The 24820-nt window shown below is 52.6% G+C and carries 25 protein-coding genes; 4 read left to right on the top strand and 21 right to left on the bottom strand.

Annotation, left to right across the window (positions count from 1 at the left end):
- The first annotated feature begins 32 nt into the window (after positions 1-32).
- Both OGX66_RS10250 and tatE read left to right on the top strand, forming a co-directional pair.
- A complete protein-coding gene (locus tag OGX66_RS10250; RefSeq protein ID WP_136345840.1) occupies positions 33-821 on the top strand; it encodes a deaminated glutathione amidase in 789 nt (262 codons plus the stop codon).
- A gap of 128 nt (positions 822-949) precedes the next feature.
- Complete coding sequence (tatE, locus tag OGX66_RS10245) at positions 950-1153, top strand: twin-arginine translocase subunit TatE (RefSeq protein ID WP_003022699.1); 204 nt, start codon at positions 950-952, stop codon at positions 1151-1153.
- A 97-nt stretch (positions 1154-1250) separates the two neighbouring features.
- On the opposite strand, the gene lipA is transcribed toward tatE, so the two are convergent.
- From lipA to OGX66_RS10195, 10 genes are all read right to left on the bottom strand, one after another.
- Complete coding sequence (lipA, locus tag OGX66_RS10240; RefSeq protein WP_003022702.1) at positions 1251-2216, bottom strand: lipoyl synthase; 966 nt, start codon at positions 2214-2216, stop codon at positions 1251-1253.
- A 206-nt stretch (positions 2217-2422) separates the two neighbouring features.
- Positions 2423-3064, bottom strand: coding sequence for a lipoyl(octanoyl) transferase LipB (gene lipB / locus OGX66_RS10235; protein WP_057101285.1), 642 nt, complete (start codon positions 3062-3064; stop codon positions 2423-2425).
- A gap of 114 nt (positions 3065-3178) precedes the next feature.
- Positions 3179-3442, bottom strand: coding sequence for a DUF493 family protein YbeD (gene ybeD, locus OGX66_RS10230; protein ID WP_003022706.1), 264 nt, complete (start codon positions 3440-3442; stop codon positions 3179-3181).
- A gap of 106 nt (positions 3443-3548) precedes the next feature.
- The gene (gene dacA, locus OGX66_RS10225; RefSeq protein WP_003022711.1) at positions 3549-4760 is read right to left on the bottom strand and encodes a D-alanyl-D-alanine carboxypeptidase DacA; all 1212 of its coding nucleotides are present in this window, start codon (positions 4758-4760) and stop codon (positions 3549-3551) included.
- 142 nt (positions 4761-4902) lie between these two features.
- A complete protein-coding gene (rlpA, locus tag OGX66_RS10220) occupies positions 4903-6012 on the bottom strand; it encodes an endolytic peptidoglycan transglycosylase RlpA (protein WP_286511476.1) in 1110 nt (369 codons plus the stop codon).
- A 10-nt stretch (positions 6013-6022) separates the two neighbouring features.
- A complete protein-coding gene (gene mrdB / locus OGX66_RS10215; protein WP_003022718.1) occupies positions 6023-7135 on the bottom strand; it encodes a peptidoglycan glycosyltransferase MrdB in 1113 nt (370 codons plus the stop codon).
- Between the two features lie 2 nt (positions 7136-7137).
- Complete coding sequence (gene mrdA / locus OGX66_RS10210; protein WP_003022722.1) at positions 7138-9039, bottom strand: peptidoglycan DD-transpeptidase MrdA; 1902 nt, start codon at positions 9037-9039, stop codon at positions 7138-7140.
- A 30-nt stretch (positions 9040-9069) separates the two neighbouring features.
- Entirely contained in the window at positions 9070-9537 is a 468-nt protein-coding gene (gene rlmH / locus OGX66_RS10205; RefSeq protein WP_003022725.1) for a 23S rRNA (pseudouridine(1915)-N(3))-methyltransferase RlmH, read from the bottom strand.
- Positions 9538-9540: 3 nt separating this feature from the next.
- Positions 9541-9858 carry a ribosome silencing factor gene (gene rsfS, locus OGX66_RS10200; RefSeq protein WP_003022728.1) on the bottom strand — a complete coding sequence of 106 codons (318 nt, stop codon included), beginning with the start codon at positions 9856-9858 and terminating at the stop codon, positions 9541-9543.
- 254 nt (positions 9859-10112) lie between these two features.
- A complete protein-coding gene (locus tag OGX66_RS10195; RefSeq protein ID WP_049002024.1) occupies positions 10113-10724 on the bottom strand; it encodes an adenosylcobalamin/alpha-ribazole phosphatase in 612 nt (203 codons plus the stop codon).
- A 96-nt stretch (positions 10725-10820) separates the two neighbouring features.
- Here OGX66_RS10195 and cobD point away from each other — a divergent pair, with 96 nt between their 5' ends.
- Positions 10821-11915 carry a threonine-phosphate decarboxylase CobD gene (gene cobD, locus OGX66_RS10190; RefSeq protein ID WP_061548856.1) on the top strand — a complete coding sequence of 365 codons (1095 nt, stop codon included), beginning with the start codon at positions 10821-10823 and terminating at the stop codon, positions 11913-11915.
- Here the strand turns inward: cobD and nadD are convergent.
- Genes nadD through leuS form a run of 4 tightly spaced genes read right to left on the bottom strand, consistent with a single transcriptional unit; the run spans position 11890 to position 16760 of the window.
- Complete coding sequence (nadD, locus tag OGX66_RS10185; protein WP_088732472.1) at positions 11890-12531, bottom strand: nicotinate-nucleotide adenylyltransferase; 642 nt, start codon at positions 12529-12531, stop codon at positions 11890-11892. The two genes, cobD and nadD, sit on opposite strands and share 26 nt — an antisense overlap.
- Position 12532: 1 nt before the next feature.
- Positions 12533-13564: a DNA polymerase III subunit delta gene (gene holA, locus OGX66_RS10180; protein WP_057101290.1), complete on the bottom strand. Its 1032-nt coding sequence runs from the start codon at positions 13562-13564 to the stop codon at positions 12533-12535.
- The gene (gene lptE, locus OGX66_RS10175) at positions 13564-14163 is read right to left on the bottom strand and encodes an LPS assembly lipoprotein LptE (RefSeq protein WP_048233265.1); all 600 of its coding nucleotides are present in this window, start codon (positions 14161-14163) and stop codon (positions 13564-13566) included. The genes holA and lptE overlap by 1 nt, the downstream gene beginning before the upstream one ends.
- Positions 14164-14177: 14 nt before the next feature.
- Positions 14178-16760, bottom strand: coding sequence for a leucine--tRNA ligase (gene leuS, locus OGX66_RS10170; protein WP_048998184.1), 2583 nt, complete (start codon positions 16758-16760; stop codon positions 14178-14180).
- A 235-nt stretch (positions 16761-16995) separates the two neighbouring features.
- Here leuS and OGX66_RS10165 point away from each other — a divergent pair, with 235 nt between their 5' ends.
- A complete protein-coding gene (locus OGX66_RS10165; RefSeq protein ID WP_003022748.1) occupies positions 16996-17478 on the top strand; it encodes a zinc ribbon-containing protein in 483 nt (160 codons plus the stop codon).
- 96 nt (positions 17479-17574) lie between these two features.
- Here the strand turns inward: OGX66_RS10165 and rihA are convergent, their stop codons facing one another.
- The 7 genes from rihA to corC form a co-directional block, all read right to left on the bottom strand.
- The gene (gene rihA / locus OGX66_RS10160) at positions 17575-18510 is read right to left on the bottom strand and encodes a pyrimidine-specific ribonucleoside hydrolase RihA (RefSeq protein ID WP_003847389.1); all 936 of its coding nucleotides are present in this window, start codon (positions 18508-18510) and stop codon (positions 17575-17577) included.
- Between the two features lie 116 nt (positions 18511-18626).
- A complete protein-coding gene (gene gltL, locus OGX66_RS10155; RefSeq protein WP_003022754.1) occupies positions 18627-19352 on the bottom strand; it encodes a glutamate/aspartate ABC transporter ATP-binding protein GltL in 726 nt (241 codons plus the stop codon).
- Positions 19352-20026, bottom strand: a complete 675-nt coding sequence (gene gltK, locus OGX66_RS10150) for a glutamate/aspartate ABC transporter permease GltK (protein WP_003022757.1) — start codon at positions 20024-20026, stop codon at positions 19352-19354. Before gltK ends, gltL begins: the two co-directional genes overlap by 1 nt.
- Positions 20026-20766 carry a glutamate/aspartate ABC transporter permease GltJ gene (gene gltJ / locus OGX66_RS10145; RefSeq protein ID WP_058842514.1) on the bottom strand — a complete coding sequence of 247 codons (741 nt, stop codon included), beginning with the start codon at positions 20764-20766 and terminating at the stop codon, positions 20026-20028. Before gltJ ends, gltK begins: the two co-directional genes overlap by 1 nt.
- Positions 20767-20925: 159 nt before the next feature.
- Entirely contained in the window at positions 20926-21834 is a 909-nt protein-coding gene (gene gltI / locus OGX66_RS10140; RefSeq protein WP_003022762.1) for a glutamate/aspartate ABC transporter substrate-binding protein GltI, read from the bottom strand.
- 409 nt (positions 21835-22243) lie between these two features.
- A complete protein-coding gene (lnt, locus tag OGX66_RS10135; protein ID WP_136345844.1) occupies positions 22244-23782 on the bottom strand; it encodes an apolipoprotein N-acyltransferase in 1539 nt (512 codons plus the stop codon).
- A 24-nt stretch (positions 23783-23806) separates the two neighbouring features.
- Entirely contained in the window at positions 23807-24685 is an 879-nt protein-coding gene (gene corC / locus OGX66_RS10130; RefSeq protein ID WP_003847383.1) for a CNNM family magnesium/cobalt transport protein CorC, read from the bottom strand.
- Between the last annotated feature and the right edge of the window lie 135 nt (positions 24686-24820).

Below are 24820 nucleotides of genomic sequence, written 5' to 3'. Positions count from 1 at the left end.
TGGCGAGCCTAACAACGTTTTCTGGAGGGAATATGTTCGTTGCAGCAGGGCAATTTGCCGTGGGACCTTCATGGGAAAAAAATGCAGAAACCTGCGTTTTACTGATGTCTCAGGCTGCGGGAGAGGGGGCATCGTTACTGGTATTACCGGAAGCGCTTCTGGCCCGTGACGATCTGGACCCTGACCTGTCAGTGAAATCAGCTCAATTGCTGGAAGGCGGGTTTTTGACGCGCTTGCTGCGAGAAAGCGCGCAAAACGAGATGACGACAATCCTGACGATTCATGTTCCCTCTGTGCCTGGACGGGCGTTTAACATGCTGGTGGCGCTACGGGCAGGTCAGGTAGTTGCCCATTACGCTAAATTACATCTCTACGACGCCTTTTCGATTCAGGAGTCACGAAATGTGGATGCAGGGGACGCCATAGCGCCGCTGCTGGACGTAGGCGGGTTAAAAGTAGGGTTAATGACCTGTTATGATCTGCGCTTCCCTGAGCTGGCGCTGGCGCACGCATTGCAGGGAGCGGAAATTCTCGTATTACCCGCAGCCTGGGTACGGGGATCGCTTAAAGAGCATCACTGGTCTACGCTTTTGGCTGCAAGAGCGTTAGATGCAACGTGTTACCTGATTGCGGCGGGAGAGTGCGGTAATAAGAATATCGGCCAAAGCCGGGTCATCGACCCTTTTGGTGTGACCATTGCTGCTGCGGCGGAAACGCCTGCACTAATTATGGTTGAGGTTTCTGCAGAGCGGGTAAGGCAGGTCAGAGCACAACTTCCGGTGTTAAGTAACCGACGTTTTGCGCCACCGCAATTATTATGACGTTTTTTTAAACAAGGCTTGATTCACCTTGTTACAGATTGCTATTGTGTGCGCGCGTCGAAAGGCCGTTAATATTCTCAGGTTAATATGGCGCTTTATGCAGCCTGGTTTAAGTGAAGAAGGTATCTATGGGTGAGATTAGTATTACCAAACTGCTGGTGGTTGCCGCACTGGTTGTTCTGCTGTTTGGTACCAAGAAGTTACGTACACTGGGTGGAGACCTGGGAACGGCAATCAAGGGCTTCAAGAAAGCAATGAACGACGATAATGCCGATGCTAAGAAAGATGCTGATGGTAGCGTTCAGGCTGAGAAGCTTTCTCATAAAGAGTAATGTCAGGAGCATGATGCTCATACTGCATACTCTGCATGAAAAAAACCGGCAATTTGCCGGTTTTTTTATTGCTGATATGTAAGTGAGTATTACACGATTACTTCACTTCCAGCCCTTTGGCCTGCATGTCTGCATGGTATGAAGAGCGAACGAATGGACCGCAGGCTGCATGGGTAAAGCCCATGGCCATAGCTTCGGCTTTCATCTCATCGAACTCATCCGGGCTTACATAGCGTTGAACCGGCAGGTGGTGACGGCTTGGCTGTAAATACTGCCCCAGCGTCAGCATGGTCACGCCATGACTGCGCAGGTCACGCATGACCTCAATGATTTCTGCATTGGTTTCGCCCAAACCAACCATCAGACCTGATTTAGTCGGAATCTCCGGGTGCGCTTCCTTGAAACGTTCCAGAAGCTTCAGTGACCAGTTGTAGTCTGCCCCCGGACGTACATTGCGATAAATACGCGGTACGTTTTCGAGGTTGTGGTTAAACACGTCTGGCGGCGTGGCGGTGAGGATATCCAACGCGCGATCCATACGACCACGGAAGTCAGGCACCAGCGTTTCGATTTTAATCGACGGGCTTTTCTCACGAATAGCGGTGATACAGTCAGCAAAGTGCTGAGCGCCGCCGTCACGCAGATCGTCGCGGTCAACGGAGGTAATGACGACATAGCGCAGCGCCATGTCAGCAATCGTCTGAGCAAGTTTTAACGGCTCGTTAGCATCCGGAGCAACCGGACGGCCATGGGCAACGTCACAGAATGGGCAACGGCGGGTACAGATTGCGCCGAGGATCATAAAGGTTGCGGTTCCGTGATTGAAACATTCAGCCAGGTTAGGGCAGGAAGCTTCTTCGCAGACAGAGTGCAGGCCATTTTTGCGCATTGCCGCTTTGATGCCCTGGATGCGAGTGGAGTCCGCTGGCAGTTTTATTTTCATCCATTCTGGTTTACGCAGCAGGGCTTCACGCTCTGTTGCCACATTTTTTACCGGGATAAGAGCCATCTTATCGGCATCGCGGTATTTAACACCGCGTTCCATCACAATGGGTTTACTCATAGCTTGCGTGTTCCAGTTGCGAATTACGAAGGAAAGCGTTTCAATTCAAGGGAATGTTGCATTTATCAACTATTTTTGAATTAGTGATACGCAGTATATCATTGAAACGGGCCAGAAAGCAGCCTGACAGGCTGGCAAAATGTAAAATAGTTGTTGTTTTGTGCCATTTGCCACAACATTTGCCGTGGCAAAGTATGACCGTATTTTCAGTTTGCAACGTACTCGTGCGGTGGGTTACCCAACAGCGCTAATATGTTGGCCAGCAGGCGTGGGCGAACGCTCTCGGTCGTGGCTGCGCTATCCCACTGCGATACTTTCGCCATCTCCATTCCGGCGTAACCACAAGGATTGATACGCAGGAAAGGCGATAAATCCATATCCACGTTGAGCGCTAAGCCGTGAAACGAACATCCTCTACGAATACGTAATCCCAAAGAGCAGATTTTCTTCTCCCCGACGTATACGCCAGGCGCATCGGCTCGCGGGTGGGCATCAATGCCGATTTCCGCAAGTGTGTTGACGACGGTTTGTTCCAGCAGCGTAACCAGTTCACGAACGCCAAGTTTGCGACGCTTCAGGTTCAACAGCACATACATGACCTGCTGGCCCGGCCCGTGGTAGGTCACCTGGCCGCCACGATCGCTCTGGATCACCGGAATATCGCCCGGCATCAGTACGTGCTCTGCTTTACCTGCCTGACCCTGGGTAAAAACAGGATAATGCTCTACCAGCCAGATTTCGTCATAACTGTTTTCATCGCGGGTATCGGTGAATTCGTGCATGGCCAGAGAAACTGGCTCGTAAGGTTGAAGACCGAGCTGGCGGACCAGAATTTTATCCTGATACAAAACGGCATCTCCGTAGATACTCACATAGAGTAGAGAATATAAAAGAGGGGGAAAAGTATATCACAGGAGAGAGGGGTTACCCGAGCGGGGATGCAGCGGGTAACCAACAGGTTTTTACAGTACCATGCGTACGATATCGATATTACCTAATTCTTCGTACAGCGTTTCAACCTGCTCAATGTGTGTAGCAGTAATAGTGATTGAGACCGAGTGGTAGTTGCCTTTGCTGCTCGGTTTTACCGTCGGAGAGTAATCACCTGGCGCATGGCGCTGTACCACTTCAACCACCTGATCAACCAGCTCAGGCAACGCCTGCCCCATTACTTTGTAAGTAAATGGAGTAGGGAATTCAAGCAGTTCGTTAAGTTTGGTTTTCATGTCAGCTCCGGCGTTACATCAATAAATAATAACTCCCACAGCGTGTGGGAGTTATCTGGATACCTAGTATATGGGGACGTAAATCACACTTTCAAGTGTTCGATTTTTAGCCAAACCAGTGATGGAACATTAATTTAATGTAATCAATGATTTTCCCAAAGAAGTTGCCTTCAGGGATTTCCTGCAGGACTACCAGCGGGCGCTGTTCGATGGTTTTGCCATCCAACTGGAAGTTGATGGTGCCAACAACCTGGTTTTTCTGCAGCGGTGCATGCAGTTCTGTGGTGTTCAGCACATAGCTTGCTTTCAGATCTTTCATGCGGCCGCGCGGAATAGTCAGGTAGACATCTTTATCTACGCCTAACGATGCGCGATCGGTGTTACCAAACCAGGCCGGTTCTGAAGCAAACTCTTTACCGACTTTCAGTGGATTCACGGTTTCAAAGAAACGGAAGCCCCAGGTCAGCAGTTTTTTACTTTCGGTTTCACGACCTTTATAGGTGCGGCCACCCATGACGGCAGAGATCAGGCGCATCTGACCTTCGGTTGCGGATGCAACGAGGTTATAGCCAGCTTTGTCGGTATGACCGGTTTTGATACCGTCGACATTCAGGCTGTTATCCCACAGCAGGCCGTTACGGTTTAACTGACGAATACCGTTAAAGGTGAACTCTTTTTCTTTATAGATAGAGTATTCGTTAGGCACGTCACGAATCAGCGCCTGGCCAATCATCGCCATGTCGCGAGCCGAGCTGTACTGACCGTCAGCATCGAGACCATGAACGGTCTGGAAGTGGGTGTTTTTCAGGCCCAGCGCGTTCACATAGCTGTTCATCAGACCGACGAAAGCATCCTGGCTACCGGCTGCGAAGTCCGCCATTGCCACACACGCGTCATTCCCGGATTGTAGGTTGATACCACGGATTAGCTGGGAAACAGGAACCTGCATTCCAGGTTTCAGGAACATCAACGATGAACCTTTAAACACCGGGTTACCTGTAGCCCAGGCGTCATTGCCGACAGTGACCAGATCGGTTTCTTTGAACTTGCCGGCTTTCATCGCCTGGCCGATGACGTAGCTGGTCATCATTTTGGTCAGACTGGCGGGGTCGCGGCGAGTGTCCGCATTCTGTTCTGCCAGAACTTTGCCTGAATTGTAATCAATCAGGATATATGACTCCGCATCGATCTGCGGAACACCCGGGATCATGGTTTTAATATTCAGGTCATCGGCATGGGCAGCAGAGAGAGAAGCTGCGCAGAGAGCCGCGGTGAGCGCCATACGCTGCACGAAACGAGCGGAAAAAGTGGTCTTCATGGTCTGAACTACGACGTCCGTGATGAAATTTAAAAAAGTGCCCTACTATAGCAAATGCAAAACGGGCAGGCATCTGACTTTCCGCGTGACTTTGTTAATGTCATTTACAGAAACTGACAGTTCAGATACCTGATTTACGTTATTACACGCCGGTGATGAAGGACTGTAATTGCGCCTCGGATTGAAGACGCTGCTGCAATGTGGAGGCTTCAGCTTTGCTGGCGAACGGCCCCATCTGGATACGCCAGACTGCGCCATTTTGTATCACCCGACCTGGAACGCCAAACTGCTGGCTTAAACGTTTTTGATACTGCTGCGCACGCGACTGCTCGCTGACTGCGCCAACCTGAACCACGTAACGTCCGTTGGCTACTGCCGCTGGAGCAGGTGCCGCGACGGCGGCTGGTGTTGCTGCTGGTGCGGTTGGTGTTGCCGGTGCGGTGATGGTCGGTTGCGGAGCCGGAGTCGGCTCGCTACCTTCCAGCACGCCTGCGGCGAGGGTGGTTGGTGCACCGAGGAATCCACCGCTGTTCACTGGCGCACCGGTTGGATCATCGCTTTTCAGCGTGGAATTGCTGATCGGACGAATATCGCCTTGCGGCTGACCCGCATCCGATGGCGAAGGCATACTTCCCATATTACCGCCACCGCTTAAATCAGGACGCGCGGGCAGGGCATAGGTTTGCTTTGCGACTGTCGTACACGCCATACCCGGACCGGACAATGAACCATCCTGGGCGACGATGATCGGGTCGATACGCACTTTGGTGTTGTTGGAGGTATTCAGCCGGTCTGCTGCTGCACGTGAAAGTGAAATCACGCGATCGTTGCCATAAGGGCCGCGATCGTTTATGCGCACGACAATCATCCTGCCGTTTGCCAGGTTAGTTACTCTGGCATAGCTTGGGACTGGCAGCGTGGGATGCGCTGCGGTCAGTTGCATCGGGTCGAACGCTTCACCAGACGCGGTTAAGTTGCTTCCGGGTTCCGCATCATAGATAGCGGCAAGTCCTGCCTGGCTAAAGCGGGAAGGATCCTGGACGATTTTGTAGCTCTTACCATCACGTTGATAGTCCTGATTCGCCGTTGGGTTCAGGGGTTCAAAGCGCGGATCGGCCCCGCTGATTTCAACAATCGGACCATTGCACACCGCAGGCTGCGGCGCGACAGCACCCTGTTGCTGACCATCATCACTCGAACACGCCGCGAGCATTCCTGCTGCGATGCAGATACCAAGCCACTGCTTACGCATTGCGTACCCCTTACACGCTTTTCGACAACATTTTTCTATGGGTGTGGATCGACATAACAATCCCGAACCCGGCCATCAGCACGATAAGTGCCGAGCCTCCGTAACTGACCAGTGGGAGAGGAACGCCAACCACGGGCAGAATACCGCTCACCATACCAATATTTACGAAGACATAAACGAATAATATCAACATTAAACCACCTGCCATGACGCGACCAAAGGTGGTTTGCGCGTGGGCAGCGATCCATAATCCGCGCATAATCAGCAAAATGTACAGCGCAAGCAGAATTAAGATCCCTACCAGACCCAGCTCTTCTGCTAATACCGCGAAGATAAAGTCCGTGTGACGTTCGGGTAAAAACTCAAGCTGCGACTGTGTACCGTGCAGCCAGCCCTTGCCGCGTAGACCGCCGGAGCCAATAGCAATTTTAGACTGAATAATATGATAACCCGCACCCAGTGGATCGGTTTCCGGATCGAGCAACATCATGACGCGCTGACGCTGGTAATCATGCATCAGGAAGAACCACAGTATCGGGATAAACGCCGCAACCAGAACCACCGCAACACCGATTAAACGCCAGCTTAAACCAGAAAGGAACAGAACAAACAGACCGGAAAGGGCGACCAGTATTGAGGTACCGAGGTCAGGCTGAGCGGCCACCAGCAGGGTGGGCATAAATATCAGCACCAGTGCAATGGCGGTATTTTTTAGCGATGGCGGGCAAACATCACGGTTGATGAAGCGTGCGACCATCAGCGGCACGGCAATCTTGGCAATTTCGGAAGGCTGAAAACGCACAATACCCAAATCCAGCCAGCGCTGTGCCCCTTTGGATATCGCGCCGAAGGCATCTACCGCCACCAACAGGATTATGCAGAAAATATAGAGATAGGGTGCCCAGCCTTCATAAACCCGGGGCGGGATTTGCGCCATCACCACCATGATGACCAGGCCCATTGCGATCTGGCCGACCTTGCGCTCCATCATGCCGATATCCTGGCCGCTGGCACTCCAGATGACCAGCGAGCTGTAAACCAGCAGCGCCAGCAAAATAAGCAACATCGTGGGATCGATGTGGATTTTGTCCCAGAATGTTTTTTTGTTCGGATTATCCGTCACGATTATTGGTCCTCCGCTGCTGCAACCGCGGGGTTTTCTGCAGGCAGATTGGTGTTGTTGTCGCCCAACATAATGTGGTCAAGGATCTGGCGCATAATGGTACCCACAGCCGGGCCCGCGCCACCGTTTTCAAGGATTATGGCGACAGCAACCTGGGGCTTATCATAGGGTGCGAAGGCCGTCATCAGCTTGTGGTCACGTAAGCGCTCGGCGATCTTGTGCGCGTTATAGGTTTCATTGGCTTTCAGGCCAAAGACCTGGGCAGTACCGGATTTCGCCGCAATTTTGTAAGGTGCGCTAGCGAAATACTTGTGCGCAGTACCGTTAGGGCGGTTTGCTACACCGTACATGCCGTCTTTCGCGATTTCCCAGTATCCAGAATGAATATCACCAACGGGCGGTTCGTGCGGCTGTACCCACGGAACCTGCTTGCCATTTTCTGCCGTGCTCATCAACAGATGCGGAACTTTTATCAAACCGTCGTTGATAAGGATCATCAGCGCTTTACTCATCTGGATTGGGGTTGCAGTCCAGTAACCCTGACCGATGCCGACCGGAATGGTATCACCCTGGTACCATGGCTTTTTAAACCGTTTTTGCTTCCACTCGCGGGTAGGCATATTGCCGGAGCGTTCTTCAGCGAGATCGATACCCGTATATTTGCCGTAGCCGAATTTGCTCATCCACTCTGAAAGTCGGTCTATCCCCATATCATAGGCGATTTGATAGAAAAACGTATCCGCCGACTCTTCCAGAGAACGGGTGATGTTCAGATGGCCGTGCCCCCATTTTTTCCAGTCACGGTAACGTTTTTCAGAGCCCGGTAATTGCCACCAACCTGGATCGAACAGACCAGTATTGCGGGTGATGACACCTGCACTTAATGCAGAAACCGCGACGTAAGGTTTAACTGTCGAAGCAGGAGGGTAAACACCCTGCGTGGCGCGGTTAACCAATGGGGTGTTCGGGTCATTGAGCAACCCGGAGTAATCTTTACTGGAGATACCATCGACAAACAGGTTCGGGTCGTAGCTCGGCATGGACACCAGCGCGAGAACGCCGCCGGTACGCGGGTCGGTAACCACCACGGCGGCTCGACTGCCCGCCAGCAGCGTTTCAATGTACTGCTGGAGTTTCAAATCGAGGGTGAGATAGATATCGTGCCCGGCCTGCGGCGCCACTTCTTTCAGCTGGCGAATGACGCGGCCGCGGTTGTTCACTTCAACCTCTTCATAACCGGTCTGGCCGTGAAGTACATCTTCGTAATAACGTTCAATACCCAGCTTGCCGATGTCGTGCGTCGCCGCGTAGTTAGCCAGTTTGCCGTCTTTGTCCAGGCGGTCTACGTCTTTATCGTTGATTTTTGATACGTAGCCAATGACATGGGTCAGCGCAGAGCCGTAGGGGTAGTAGCGGCGTTTATAACCTTTAACTTCGACGCCAGGAAAGCGATATTGATTAACGGCAAAGCGTGCGACCTGAACTTCACTCAGGTTAGTTTTTACCGGAATGGATGTGAAACGGTGTGAACGGGCGCGCTCTTTTTTAAAGGCGGCAATGTCATCGTCCGTCAGGTCTACGACGTTACGCAGCGCGTCGAGGGTATCCTGAACGTTGTCGACCTTTTCTGGCATCATTTCTATCTGATAAATGGTGCGGTTAAGGGCGAGCGGAATTCCGTTACGGTCATAAATGATGCCGCGACTGGGGGCGATAGGCACCAGTTTGATGCGGTTTTCGTTCGAGCGAGTCTGATAATCAGTAAAGCGAACGATTTGCAGATTATAAAGGTTGGCGATCAGCACGCCGGTGAGCAGCAAAATCCCCAAAAAAGCGACCAGCGCCCGGCGCACAAACAGCGCAGACTCAGCCGAATAGTCGCGAAAAGAATTCTGTAGTTTCATCCGCTGCTTAATCTACTCAAGAATCAATGATCACTCACGGTGATAAGGATGGTTGGTGGTAATGCTCCACGCCCTGTACAGACTCTCCGCAACCAGAACCCGAACAAGAGGGTGAGGAAGGGTTAACGCTGAGAGTGACCAGCTTTGTTCCGCTGCTGCTTTACAGGCAGGAGAAAGACCTTCCGGCCCACCAATCAACAAACTGACGTCACGACCGTCCAGTTTCCAGCGTTCCAGTTCGGTCGCCAGCTGCGGCGTGTCCCAGGGTTTGCCAGGGATATCAAGGGTGACGATGCGGTTTTTGCCTGCGGCAGCCAGCATCTGTTCACCCTCTTTGTCGAGAATGCGTTTAATATCCGCGTTCTTGCCGCGTTTTCCTGCCGGGATTTCGATCAGCTCAAAGGGCATATCTTTCGGAAACCGACGGAGATACTCCGTAAAACCGGTTTGCACCCAGTCAGGCATTTTCGTACCCACAGCGACAAGTTGCAGCTTCACGCATTAACTCCAGAGTTTTTCCAGTTCATACAGGCGACGGCTTTCTTCCTGCATCACGTGGACAATCACATCGCCGAGGTCAACGACGATCCAGTCTGCGACGTTCTCGCCTTCTACGCCGAGCGGCAGCAGACCAGCAGTGCGGGACTCCTGAACAACGTGGTCTGCGATAGACATTACATGACGGCTGGACGTGCCAGTACAGATAATCATGCAATCAGTGATGCTGGATTTGCCCTGAACGTCTAAGGCGATGATGTCTTGACCTTTCAGGTCATCAATTTTGTCGATTACAAAATCCTGAAGTGCTTTACCCTGCAAGTGTTCCCCCTGGGTGAAAATAGTTAAAAACGTCTGTTAGTATACCTGAACCAGAGGCGATATCGGGACAAATGTCTCCGAAAGCGCTTGTGAAGTGCGCTATCATCCCACCCCACGCCGCAGAATGCATCGCCATTTTTGTAAAACAATTTCTGCAAAGCTCTGAAGGGCGGGAAAAGTCAGGTTGCGGAGAATAACAGCCTGTCATGGGGTGTCAATGGGAGAGAAGCCCTTCGGCAGAAAAAACAGTGCTTTCACTCTCCGTCGTACCATACAGCCCGGCTGTTAAGTACTTTCAGAACCGCAAAATCGTCGCAAAAATCAATCGCGCTCCAGCAACCTTGTTCGACGCGAAAATGCCACATTGCTGCTGCCGGCATGGACAACAAACGGGCGATCAACACGCTCAGTACACCCTGATGACTCACCACCAGCAGGTTTTGGCACATTTTGTAATCATCGAGTTGAGCAATGAAGCGTTCCACGCGCAGGGAAAATGCCTGAAAACCTTCGCCATTAGTGGGCGTCGCGTTCTGCCAGTCGTTACACCACACGGCGTAGTTTTCGGCGTCTTCGCGCGCCAGATCTCGATGGTGGCGCATTTCCCAGTCGCCAAAAAACATCTCATTGAGCTCAGGCATGTTACGCACAGGAATCTCGCGATCGGCTAAGATCAACTGCGTTGTATGGCGGGCGCGCTCCAGCTCGCTGCACAGAACGTTGTCGACAGGCACATTGCGTAACAGCGTACTCAGCGTTTGCGCCTGAGCTATTCCCCGTTCTGTTAGTGGTGTGGGAGCGTGGCCGCTATATAAACCCGCGACGTTGGCTTCGGTTTCGCCATGACGTACCAACCAGAGTCTCATTTTTTCCTCTCGGGGTTATTCGCACAAAACATGATGTTTGCCCTGATTGCGCAGAGATTTTTCACTAAAATACCTTTTTTTACGTGGAGCGGCACGATGTCTTTATTGAAGAGCGCGCATGGTGGTAATACCCGAGAAGCCGCCGAACTGTTGGGCGTCTCGCCTGAGCAATTGCTGGATTTTAGCGCGAATATTAATCCGCTGGGTATGCCAGCAGGTTTAAAACGCGCAATTATCGACAATATGGACTGCGCGGAGCGTTACCCGGATGTCGATTACGCGCAACTGCATGCAGCGCTGGCGGAGCATCATCAGATTCCGGCCTCGTGGATCCTGGCCGGAAACGGTGAGACCGAGTCTATTTTTACCCTGGTAGATGGCCTGAAGCCACGCCACGCGATGATCGTGACGCCTGGGTTTGCTGAATATCGTCGGGCGCTGCAATGGAGAGACTGTACGATCCATGAGTTTGCGCTGCGCGAAGGCGATGGCTGGCAGCTTACCGATGCGATCCTCGATGCGTTAACCTCAGAGCTGGACTGCCTGTTTCTCTGCACGCCCAACAACCCCACCGGGTTACTACCGGATAACCGCCTGCTACGTGAGATTGCCTCACGTTGTGAGCGGCTTGGGATCAATCTGATCCTTGATGAAGCGTTTATCGATTTTATTGCCGGGGAGCCGGGGTTTATTCCGCTACTTCGGGATAACCCGCATATTTGGGTGCTGCGCTCGCTCACCAAGTTCTATGCGATACCGGGGCTGCGTCTGGGGTATCTGGTCAACAGTAACGAGCAGGCCGTTGTACATATGCGCAGCCGACAAATGCCGTGGTCAATTAATGCGTTTGCTGCTCTGGCCGGCGAGATTATTTTACGCGACAGCGCTTATCAGCAGGCGACGTGGAAATGGCTGGAACAAGAGGGTGCGCGGTTTGAGCAACAGCTACAAAACCTGCCTGGCCTGACGGTGTATCCCGGCCAGGCAAATTATCGTTTATTACGCTGCGATCGCGCGGATATTGATTTGCAACGGATGTTGCTGGAACAGCATGTCTTGATTCGCAGTTGTGCCAATTACCCTGGGTTGGACGCGCGTTATTACCGAGTTGCTGTTCGCAGTCAGGAAGAAAATGACCGCCTGCTGGCGGCATTAAACAACACGCTTAGCGATACAACCCCTGCTGATTGATATAGTCAAGCACTGCGCCTGGCATCAGGTCGTCGCACGGCTCGCCTTTTTCCAGGCGCTCGCGAATGAGCGTGGCGGAGATGTTGAACCACGGCGTTTCGGCCAGGTAGATTTTTCCGCAAGGCAGGTTGTGCAGGTCATCCGGCGAATGAGTCAGGTGATCCTCCAGCCATTGCTGGTGCTTTTCCTGCGTCATTTCGAGAGGATAACCTGGACGTCGGCACACGATGAGATGGGTATTATCCAGAATCGTGTGGTAGTCGTGCCAGGAAGGGAAGGTCAGCAGCGAATCCTGACCAATGATAAACGCTAACGGCACGTTCGGGCCTTGTTCCTCGCGCCACTCTTTTAGCGTTTGCGCGGTGTAGGAGGCCGTGTCGCGTTTCAGTTCGCGTTCATCCAGGGAAAACAGCGGTTTATCAGCAATGGCCAGTTCAACCATGCGCTTACGTTGCTCACCGGACGCTTCAGGCTGCGCGCGATGCGGCGGCACGTTATTGGGCATGATGATGACCCGGGAAAGACCAATCAGATTCGCCAGAATTTCAACCGGTTTAAGATGACCATAATGCACCGGATCAAAGGTGCCGCCGAACATAGCCTGCAATGATTTCATATCAACCATCAATAAAAACATCGGCCAGTGATTTATGGCAGAGCAAAAGGGACAGTCCCTCAAGTTCCGCCCACACTGACTGACCATAGTCTTGTTTAAGCGTAATTTCCGTACGCGTTAACAGCGTTACCGCCTGACGCAACTGTGCCGGGTTCAGCCGGTTTAGCGCATCACCCATCATGCCCCGGCGATTTTGCCACACCCGGTGTTTATCAAACAACGTGCGCAAGGGGGTATTCGCCGACTGCCGTTTTAGGTTGACCAGCAACAGCAATTCACGCTGTATCGTACGCAGCAAAATAACCGGCTCACTGCCTTCCAGACGTAGCTGTTGCAGAATGTGCAGCGCGCGTTTGCTTTTGCCCATCAGCAACGCATCCACCCAGTGGAACGGGGTAAAGTGCGCTGCATCGTTAACGGCTTTCTCTACGCGAGGCAGCGTTAGTTTGCCATCAGGCCAAAGCAATGCTAACCGTTCCAGCGCTTGCGCCAGTGCTAACAGGTTACCTTCATAGCAATAGCACAACAGCTGATTGGCTGCGTCATCCAGTTGCAGGTTATTGAGTTTAGCCCTCGCGGCGACCCAACGCGGGAGCTGTGCTTGCTCCGGCGTCTGGCAGCTGACCTGCACCGCATTATTGGCAAGTCCGGTATACCATGCGGCGTTTTCCTGCGCTTTAGTCAGCTTGTTACCACGAACAATCAGCAGCAGGTCGTTATGTAGCAGTGTGACGAGTGAAGCAAGCTGTTCGTTAATGGCGGCATTGGGGCCATTTTCAGGCAGTTGCAGGAGCAGGGTTTGACGGTTGGCAAACAGGCTCATCGCCTGGCAGAGTGAAAAAATCTCTCCCCAGTCGGTGCTGTTGTCCAGAGTGAAGGCGTGGTGTTCTTCGAACCCTTGTGGGGCAGCAGCCTGACGGATGGCATCCTGGCTTTCCTGCAATAAGAGGGGATCGTTACCTAAGAGCAAATACGCCGCGCGCAGCCCTTCATTGAGCTGTGCGCGGAGTTGTTCAGGGTACAACTTGAGCATCAGTTACCCAGCGTGGTGGAGACACGCGCCGGAGATGACGCAGGCTCTGCGGCTTTTGTCGCAGCTGGCTTAGCATCATCATCAGCATTGGATGACAGAGTATCAGCCAGATGTACGCTTGGCAGCTTACGAATTAACTGTTCAGCAGCTTTGTCATACATCTCTTTGATGATCATGTCCTGCTCGTTATCCTTCGCCAGTGCAGCCTGTGGGTTGTCAAAGAACGAACGATAAACTTTGGCGCTGATTGGGTATATATCATGACCTGGAATCAGCACAGTAGCGCTAACGGACATCACCATCTGGTATTCAGCCGTTTGACCGTTCTGGAATACCGACGCCGTATCCTGCGAAATGCTGACCGCGCCAAGACGTAAGGATGTTACGTCTTTACGCATTGTACCGTCTTCAAGCAGCGTCACACCGTTCAGACGCAGCTGGTTACGGACCGCACGGCTTAACGGGCCGTTCGGATCGCCAGAGTTCAGGATCATGGTTTTCATTGAGGGTGGAACCTGCGTAGTACTACGCAGATGCCAGCCACACCCGGCGGTGACAAGCACCGCCAGAGATAACAACAATGTTGTCAGAAGTCGCACGCTTCCTCCCGCGCTTAGCCAACGACCAGATTGAGGAGTTTACCCGGTACATAAATCACTTTACGTACGGTAACGCCATCAAGATATTTTGCCACCAGATGCTCCTGGCCAGCACGTTCACGAACCTGCTCTTCAGTGGCATTTACCGGAACGGTAATTTTGCCACGGACTTTACCGTTCACCTGAACAACAACCAACGTCGAGTCTTCAACCATTGCTGCTTCGTCAGCTACCGGCCACGGCGCATTGTCGATATCGCCTTCGCCTTTCAGCGCCTGCCACATCGTGAAGCAAACGTGTGGGGTGAACGGGTTGAGCATGCGTACAACGGCCAGCAGCGCTTCCTGCATCAGGGCGCGGTCCTGCTCGTCTTCCTGCGGTGCTTTCGCCAGCTTGTTCATCAGCTCCATAATCGCCGCAATTGCGGTGTTAAAGGTCTGACGACGACCAATATCATCGGTCACTTTAGCAATGGTTTTATGCACGTCGCGACGCAACGCTTTTTGGTCTTCGCTCAACACATCAACGTTCAGTTCAGCTACATCACCTTTGGAGGTATGTTCGTAAACCAGCTTCCAGACACGTTTCAGGAAGCGGTTCGCCCCTTCAACGCCGGATTCTTGCCATTCCAGCGTCATATCAGCCGGAGAAGCGAACATCATGAACAGACGTACGGTGTCGGCGCCGTAACGTTCAACCATAACCTGCGGGTCGATACCGTTATTTTTCGACTTGGACATTTTGCTCATGCCGGTATACACCAGTTCATGGCCTTCTGCGTCCTGAGCTTTGACGATACGACCTTTCTCGTCGCGCTCAACGATGGCATCAACCGGAGAAACCCAGTTACGCTCACCGTTTGCACCAACGTAATAGAACGCATCGGCCAGCACCATACCCTGGCACAGCAGCTGTTTAGCCGGTTCGTCAGAGTTGACCATACCCGCATCGCGCATCAGCTTGTGGAAGAAGCGGAAGTAGAGCAGGTGCATGATGGCGTGTTCAATACCACCAATGTAGATATCAACCGGCAGCCAGTAGTTTGCAGCTTCTGGATCCAGCATCCCTTCGTTGTACTGCGGGCAGGTGTAGCGCGCGTAGTACCAGGAGGATTCCATAAAAGTATCGAAAGTGTCGGTTTCGCGCAGTGCAGGCATGCCGTTAACGGTGGTTTTTGCCCACTCCGGATCGGCTTTGATTGGGCTGGTAATACCATCCATAACCACGTCTTCCGGCAGAATAACCGGCAACTGGTCTTCTGGCGTCGGCAGTACGGTACCGTCTTCCAATGTCACCATCGGAATCGGCGCGCCCCAGTAACGCTGACGGGAAACACCCCAGTCACGCAGACGGTAGTTTACTTTACGCTCACCCACGCCAAGAGCCACCAGCTTGTCAGCAATGGCATTGAAGGCTGCTTCGAAGTCGAGGCCGTCAAACTCACCGGAGTTAAACAGTACCCCTTTTTCGGTCAGAGCTTGTTCGGACAGATCCGGCTCTGCGCCTTCAGCGGTCAGAATTACTGGCTTGATGGTCAGGCCATATTTAGTCGCAAACTCGTAATCGCGTTGATCGTGGCCCGGAACGGCCATGACTGCGCCCGTACCGTATTCCATCAGGACGAAGTTTGCTGCCCAAACCGGGATCTCTTCGCCAGTCAGCGGGTGAACGGCTTTAAAGCCCGTGTCGACGCCTTTCTTCTCCATGGTTGCCATTTCGGCTTCAGCAACCTTGGTGTTGCGGCATTCGTCAATGAAGGCGGCCAGTTCCGGGTTATTTGCAGCGGCTTTCTGCGCCAGCGGGTGACCTGCGGCAACGGCCAGATAGGTCGCACCCATAAAGGTGTCCGGACGGGTTGTGTAAACGGTCAGCGTGTTGTCGTAATCGTTCACATCGAAGGTGATTTCTACGCCTTCAGAACGGCCAATCCAGTTGCGCTGCATCGTTTTCACGGTGTCAGGCCAGTGATCCAGGTTATCCAGGTCACGCAGCAGTTCGTCAGCGTAAGCGGTGATTTTGATGAACCACTGCGGGATCTCTTTACGCTCGACTTTGGTATCACAACGCCAGCAGCATCCGTCGATAACCTGTTCGTTCGCCAGTACGGTCTGGTCATTCGGGCACCAGTTGACAGCAGACGTTTTCTTGTACACCAGGCCTTTTTTGTACAGCTCGGTGAAGAATTTCTGTTCCCAACGGTAATATTCCGGGGTGCAGGTCGCCAGCTCACGGCTCCAGTCGTAACCGAAACCCAGCATTTTGAGCTGGTTTTTCATGTATGCGATGTTGTCGTACGTCCACGGTGCCGGCGCGGTGTTGTTTTTAACCGCAGCACCTTCTGCTGGCAGACCGAACGCATCCCAGCCAATTGGCTGCAGTACGTTTTTGCCCAGCATGCGCTGGTAGCGGGCGATCACGTCACCGATGGTGTAGTTACGTACGTGGCCCATGTGTAGTCGACCAGAAGGATAGGGAAGCATAGACAGGCAGTAATACTTCTCTTTGCTCTCGTCTTCGGTAACTTCAAATGTGCGCTTCTCATCCCAGTGAAGCTGTACTTTGGATTCTATCTCTTCCGGGCGGTATTGCTCTTGCATGGCAGCCAGTGGTCCTGTTTTCAATACAGCTACAAACGTAGCTCTAGATGTGGTGTTTCAGATCCGCATAGCATAGCCCAAACGCCCGCGCCAAAACAGCCTTTCGCGCATTCAGCGTTGAATTCCCGCAAGGATAATTCTTGCACGAATTTACACACTCTGTGGACAGTCTTGCAAAGCGTAGCGTAAATAACGTCTATTATTATAGACAGTTAACGACCCAGGAGGCGAAGCGATGAACAAGGTTGCTCAATATTACCGTGAACTGGTAGCTTCACTGAGCGAACGTCTGCGTAATGGCGAACGCGATATCGATGCGTTGGTGGAGCAGGCGCGTCAACGAGTTATGCAGACCGGGGAGTTAACGCGAACCGAGGTGGAAGAGCTCACTCGGGCCGTCAGACGTGACCTGGAAGAGTTTGCTCTGAGCTATGAAGAAAGTCTCGATGAGGAGACAGACAGCGTCTTTATGCGGGTTATCAAGGAGAGTATCTGGCAGGAACTGGCCGATATTACCGATAAAACGCAGCTCGAATGGCGCGAAGTGTTCCAGGACCTCAGTCATCACGGTGTTTATCACAGCGGCGAGGTGGTCGGATTAGGTAATCTGGTCTGCGAGAAGTGCCACTTCCATTTAGCGGTTTACACCCCGGATGTGCTGCCGCTGTGTCCGAAATGCGGACACGATCAGTTTCAGCGCCGACCGTTTGAACCGTAATTGCTTATTGCCGGATGGCGACGCAAAGCGTCTTCTCCGGCCTGCAAATTGCACGATTTTGTAGGCCGGATAAGCGTTAGCGGCATCCGGCGTGTATTAGGCGTAAAACTTCAGCCGTTCTGCCAGCAAATCGACAAACCCCTGGCGATCAACATCCACCATCACGGTGGCGTTTGGCTTATTGCCGCTCAGGAAGTAGTAGTCCACCACGGTCATTCCCTGGGTATATTTACCCTGAGTTTCCACGCCAACCCAGCGTTCAACGGTGGTAAACAGTTCAGGTTTCAGCAGCCAGGCAATGGTACATGGGTCATGCAGCGGTGCGCCGATGAATCCCCATTTTTCGTCTTTGTGATATTCAAAGAAGAAATCGAGTAGTTCAGCAACGATCGTTGAAACAGGATTGCCAATAGCGCGGAACCGTTCGGTATCTTCACGATGTATTTGCGCTTTATGCGTCACGTCCAGACCAGCCATCACCACCGGAATACCCGACTGGAATACGATCTCCGCAGCTTCGGGATCCACAAAGATGTTGAACTCGGCGGCGGGTGTCCAGTTTCCGAGGCCCATTGCACCACCCATAATCACGATACGGTCGATTTTGGCGTGCAGCTCAGGATGGCTATTCAGTAGCAATGCCACGTTAGTTTGCGGGCCGGTGGAGACAATCGTCATCGGTTCCGGGCTTTCACGCAGGGTTTTCGCCATCAGTTCCACAGCGGTACAGTCTTGTGGCGCAAAAGTGGGTTCCGGCAGCGCCGGACCATCCAGCCCACTCTCGCCATGGACGTTATCGGCGATAATCAGATCGCGCATCAGTGGTTTCACAGCGCCACCGGCGACGGGAATATCTGTACGCTTGAGCAACGTTAGCATGCGCAATACGTTACGCAGCGTTTTGTCGGGAGTCTGATTCCCGGCTGACGAGGTTATCGCTTTCACATCCAGTTCAGGTGAGGCGAGGGCGAGTACAATTGCGATAGCGTCGTCATGACCTGGATCGCAATCAAACAGGATCGGAAGTGCCATTGTTGCTCCTTGTAAGTGGGACTTTGTGACAAGGTTAACGCTGGGCTGTATGTGTTTCGAGAGGCGAAGGGATAAAGCGTGAGGTGGCGCGCACATGGAGATGCGCGCCAGCAAGATTAGTGCAGGATTTTCGCGAGGAAGTCTTTGGCGCGGTCCGATTTCGGATTAGCGAAGAACTCTTCTTTCGGTGAGTCTTCAACAATTTTCCCTTCATCCATGAAGATCACCCGGTTCGCCACTTTACGCGCAAAGCCCATTTCATGGGTCACCACCATCATGGTCATCCCTTCATTGGCCAGTTCAACCATAACGTCCAGTACTTCGTTGATCATTTCAGGATCAAGCGCCGATGTCGGTTCGTCAAACAGCATGGCAATAGGATCCATACATAGTGCCCGGGCGATAGCGACACGCTGTTGCTGGCCCCCGGAGAGTTGGGCCGGGAACTTCTCGGCATGTGCCGACAGGCCAACGCGTTCCAGTAACTTTTGCGCTTTGTCGCGGGCCGGCTTTTTATCGCGCTTAAGCACTTTTACCTGCGCCAGAGTCAGGTTCTCAATGATCGACAGATGTGGGAACAGTTCAAAGTGCTGGAACACCATACCAACACGAGAGCGCAGTTTGGCCAGATCGGTTTTTTTATCATTCACCACGGTACCATCAACGGTGATGACGCCCTGTTGTACCGGCTCCAACCCGTTCACCGTTTTGATAAGCGTTGATTTACCTGAACCTGACGGGCCGCAGACCACCACCACTTCACCTTTTTTCACTTCCGTGGAGCAGTCGGTCAGCACCTGAAAGTGACCATACCATTTAGAAACATTTTTCAGGGTAATCATTAAACTGTCCTTTTCTTCAAATAGCTGACCAACAACGATGCGCTCAGACTGAATACAAAATAAACGGCGCCAGCAAACAGGATCATTTCAACCTGTGTGCCGTCACGCTCGCCAATGGTGGAGGCGGTACGGAAGAAGTCTGCCAGACTCAATACATAGACCAGCGAGGTATCCTGGAACAGTACGATGCCCTGGGTCAGCAGCAGTGGTACCATCGCGCGGAAGGCCTGTGGCAGAATGATCAGCTTCATCGACTGCCAGTGTGTCATCCCCAGCGCCAGCGCGGCGCTGGATTGCCCACGAGAAATACTCTGGATACCGGCACGGATAATCTCGGAATAGTACGCAGCTTCAAACATCGAAAACGCGACCATCGCTGAGATCAGGCGAATATCGGTTTTAGGCGACAGACCCAGTACGTTTTGCAAAAAGCCGGGCACAATCAGGTAGAACCACAGCAGCACCATGACCAGCGGAATAGAACGAAATACGTTGACGTAGCCTTTCGCAAACCAGGCAATCGGCGCGAAGCTGGACAGACGCATTACTGCAAGGATGGTTCCCCAGACAATACCAATGACGACCGCCGTAACGGTGATTTTCAGGGTGATGATCAGCCCGTCCAGCAGATACGGCAGGGAAGGGACGATAGAACTCCAGTCAAATTCGTACATTATTTGCCTCCCAAATTGCCAGGCAGGCGGATTTTGCGTTCGACGAGATTCATCACCAGCATGATGACGGCGTTAATCAGGACGTAGGCCAGCGTGATGGCGGTAAACGACTCCCATGCGTGGGCGGAGTAATCCAATAGTTTTCCCGCCTGCGCCGCCATATCGACCAGGCCGATGGTAGAGGCGATCGCGGAGTTCTTCACCAGGTTCATCATCTCTGAGGTCATTGGCGGAACAATCACGCGGTATGCGTTTGGCAGCAGCACATAGCGGTAGGTCTGCGGCAAAGTCAGCCCCATCGCCAGCGCGGCGTTTTTCTGCCCGCGAGGCAGGGACTGAATCGCTGCGCGAACCTGCTCACAGACGCGCGCGGCGGTAAACAGCCCCAGACAAAGCATGGATGAGAGGAAGAACTGAATGTTGGGATCCAGTTCCGACTTGAACCACATGCCAATGTTTTCCGGCAGCAGTTCAGGAATGACCAGATACCAGGTAAAGAACTGAACGATGAGCGGGACGTTACGAAACAGCTCAACGTATAGCGTGCCGATCCCGGAAAGGAAACGATTTGGGACGGTACGTAAGATGCCGAATAAAGAGCCTATGAGGAAAGCGATAATCCAGGCGGTGATAGATAACGCGACCGTGACCTGGAAACCACTCCAGAGCCAGCCGAGATAGGTGGTGTTGCCGAACGGGGCCTGTTGTAAAAAAATACCCCAGTTCCAGTCTATAGACATAAATCTACTCCAGAAAAAAAAGGGTAGCAGCGCTACCCTCGAAGATTGTTATTCGGCGTTTTGCGGTTTTCAGGCCTGATGGGGAACGACCATCAGGCTTATAGTCTGTCCGTGCCGAGTAGCAATCGAGAGGGAGGGGAAGCCTCCCATTTATTTTAGTTAGTTAAGCGCTTTATCATTCGGTTCTTTGAACAGGGCTTTCATCTCATCTGACAGTTCGAAATTCATGTTCAGGTTCTTCGGTGGAATTGGATTTTTAAACCACTTATCAAACCATTTCTCAGCTTCGCCTGAGGTCTGCGCCTTGGCGATAGTGTCATCCATCAGCTTTTTGAACTCAGGGTCATCTTTGCGCAGCATACAGCCGTAAGCTTCCTGAGACTGTGGCTTGCCAACGATCTCCCAGTTGTCTGGTTTCTTCGCTTTCGCGCGTTCGCCAGCCAGCAGGGCGTCATCCATCATAAAGGCAACGGCGCGACCGCTTTCCAGAGTACGGAAAGAGTCACCGTGGTCTTTCGCGCTGATAATGCGCATGTCCATTTTTTGTTCTTCGTTCAGCTTGTGCAGCAGCACTTCTGAGGTGGTACCTGAAGTCACGACCACGGCTTTGCCTTTCAGGTCAGCGAAATCTTTGACGTCGCCGCCTTTTTTCGCCAGCAGACGTGTGCCGACAACGAAAATGGTGTCAGAGAAGGCTGCTTGTTTCTGGCGCTCGACGTTGTTGGTGGTGGATCCACATTCAAAGTCGAAGGTACCGTTTTGCAGCAGCGGGATACGGTTTTGTGAAGTAATCGGGATCAGTTTTACCTGCAGATCGGGCTTGTTCAGCTTTTTCTTCACCGCTTCAACGATCGCGTTGGAGTAATCCTGTGAATAACCGACCACTTTTTGCTGATTATCGTAGTAAGAAAACGGTACCGATGATTCACGGTGACCGACCACGATCACGCCATTTTTGGCGATCTTATCCAGCGTGCTGCCTGCCGCGGGTGCTGCGTCTTCTGCGTGCGCCAGACCGGCGGACATTCCCATGACCAGCATGGCAGTGGCGAGCTTACGTAATTGCATATCCAACTCCTTTATCGTCTGCGCCAGGGACGCATTGATACCCATTGTGATGTTGTTATTGTTTGCTACTAAAACGTGCAGTCTTGTATGTGTTTGTTAACATTTAGTTTGGATGAATGTAAAGAATTTGCTGTGTTATTGTTTATTTTTGCGAAGTGCGCCGCACCATTTGGGGGCAAAAATATCTTGTTGCACTTTTCAGGTGCTACCGGCGCTCAACTTTGGTGCGACCAGGTTGCACATTCAGCCAAAACAGCGTTTGCCTTGTAGAACAAAGCAATAGACGTGCCAGAATGGTCTTTTGGAGGGGAGTTGGCCTGATAAGCGTAGTGCCATCAGGCAAGATGCAGCACAACTGCCGGATGGCGGCGTACCGCCTTATCCGGCCTGAATTTGATGGGGCACTGTTTTATTTGCGACGTTGGCGCAGGCTCATTACCACCGCACCAAAGCCAAACAGTGCGGTCAGCAGCCAGAGCGGCCAGTTACCGGTACGGGCATAAGGGGTCAGGCCCGTGGTTGGCGTCACGCTGGTGGTCAGAACCTGACGGGTAAACTGCGGGATCATCGCCTGAATCTCACCCTGAGGACCAATCACCGCCGTAATACCATTGTTGGTGCTACGCAACAGGGGGCGCGCCAGCTCAAGGGAACGCATCCGCGCCATCTGGAAGTGCTGCCACGGGCCAATGGACTTACCAAACCAGGCATCGTTGGAGATAGTCAGCAGGTAGTCCGTATCCGGACGGAAGTTATCCCGAACCTGTTCGCCAAGAATGATTTCGTAGCAAATGGCAGCCGTCAGCTTAAAGCCGTGCGCATGCAGCTGCGGCTGCACATAAGGCCCACGGCTGAACGAAGACATTGGCAGGTCAAAGAACGGCGCTAACGGTCGCAGGATTGATTCCAGAGGGACAAACTCGCCAAACGGTACCAGATGGTTTTTGTTGTAGCGGTTGCTGGAGTCGTAGCTGTATGGACTGTCTTTACCCAGTGTGATGATGGTGTTGTAGGTGTCGTAACGATTCTGTTTGTTCAGACGCGCGTCCACGATACCGGTAATCAGTGTGCTGTTTTTCGATTTCAGCAGGTCATCCATCATGCTCAGAAAACGCTGTTGGTTAATTTCCAGATCCGGAATAGCAGATTCTGGCCAGATGATTAGCTGTGATTTGCCCATCTCGGGTTGGGTGGCGTCGAGATAAATCTTCAGGGTGTTGAGTAACTGACCTTCATCCCATTTAAGCGACTGCGGAATGTCGCCCTGCACCATCGAGACCTGGGTGGTTTTTTCCGGCTCAAGCGTGTACCACTGGATATAGCGCAGTGGAAAAGGCAGAGCAAAGAGCACGAGTGCGGCAACCAGCGGCTTCCAGTTACGTGTCACCAGCGCCAGCGCCAACAGGCCGCTAACCATTATCAGCAGGAAGTTAATCGCCTCAACGCCCATTACCGGCGCCAGCCCCTTTAACGGACCGTCGATCTGGCTATAACCGAACTGCAGCCACGGGAAGCCGGTCAGTACCCAACCGCGCAGGAATTCCGTGATTTGCCAGACTACCGGCGCGGCAATTGCCACCCGCAGCCAGGTGGTTTTCGGCCACAAGCGCGCCAACACGCCGGCAAACAGACCGGTGTAGAGGGAAAGGTATGCGGCAAGCAGAACCACGAGGAAAATGTTAACCGGTCCGGGCATACCGCCAAACTGCGCGATACTGACGTAAACCCAGTTGATGCCTGAGCCAAACAGTCCCAGTCCCCAGAAATAGCCGATAGCGGCAGACTGGAGCGGACGGCGGTTGAAGGTGAGAGCCTGCAGGCCCATCAGCGAAACAATCGCAGCGGGCCAGATGTCATACGGTGAGAAAGCCAGTGTCCCGCAGGCACCGAATAATAACGCCAGCAGCAGGCGAATGCGCTGGCGTTCAATTAATGGGGCAAATGCCATGTAGTCTTAGATCCAGTTTCGGGTTTATTCGTCCAGTTTTGGCTGGGGTGAGTCGTCCGGAATTCTGACATGAACCTGAATAATACGGCGGCTGTCGGCCATTGCCACTTTAAACTGGTAACCATCAATGTCGATAGTTTCCCCACGCGCGGGCAGATGACCAAAGGCCTGCATGACCAGCCCGCCAATGGTATCGACTTCTTCGTCGCTAAAGTGGGTCCCGAAAGCTTCGTTGAAGTCTTCAATCGATGCCAGCGCGCGAATAGTCCAGGTGTGGCGACTGAGCTGACGGAAATCAATATCGTCTTCTTCGTCGTACTCATCTTCAATTTCACCGACAATCAGTTCAAGGATGTCCTCAATGGTCACCAGACCTGAGACACCGCCAAACTCGTCGATGACGATAGCCATATGATAACGCTGGGAGCGGAACTCTTTCAGCATGCGGTCAACCCGCTTGCTTTCAGGTACGACAACCGCCTGGCGTAACACTTTCTCCATGCTGAAGGCTTCGGCATCGCTGCGCATAAACGGCAGCAAATCTTTGGCCATCAGAATCCCTTCAATGTGATCTTTGTCTTCGCTAATCACCGGGAAACGCGAGTGAGCAGACTCGATAATGACATCGAGACATTCATCCAGGGTCTGGTTGCGTTTCAGGGTAATCATCTGAGAGCGAGGGATCATGATGTCGCGCACGCGTTGGTCCGCAATATCCATTACCCCTTCGAGCATATCGCGCGTATCTTCATCGATAAGGTCGTTTTGCCCGGAATCACGGATCAGCTCCAACAGTTCGTCGCGGTTTTTCGGTTCACCGTGGAAAAGTTGGCTCAGTAACAGGGAAAAAAATCCCTTTTTGCTGTTTAAGGTGTCACTACTGTGTGAATTGTCGTCGCTCATGGCGTCGTATGGGTTCTCATGTTAGTTAATACAAAGCGCGTCATGCGTATACTCAGCTGTTGACGGCATGTTTTGCCTGATGGCGCTATGCTTATCAGGCCTACGAAAGGCATGAATGTAGGCCGGATAAGGCGT

Origin of the sequence: Citrobacter sp. Cf072 (genome assembly GCF_030334485.1) — a bacterium.
Classification (GTDB): domain Bacteria; phylum Pseudomonadota; class Gammaproteobacteria; order Enterobacterales; family Enterobacteriaceae; genus Citrobacter; species Citrobacter freundii.
Note: the sequence above shows the minus strand (reverse complement) of the source record. Positions and strands in the feature narration are given on the sequence as shown.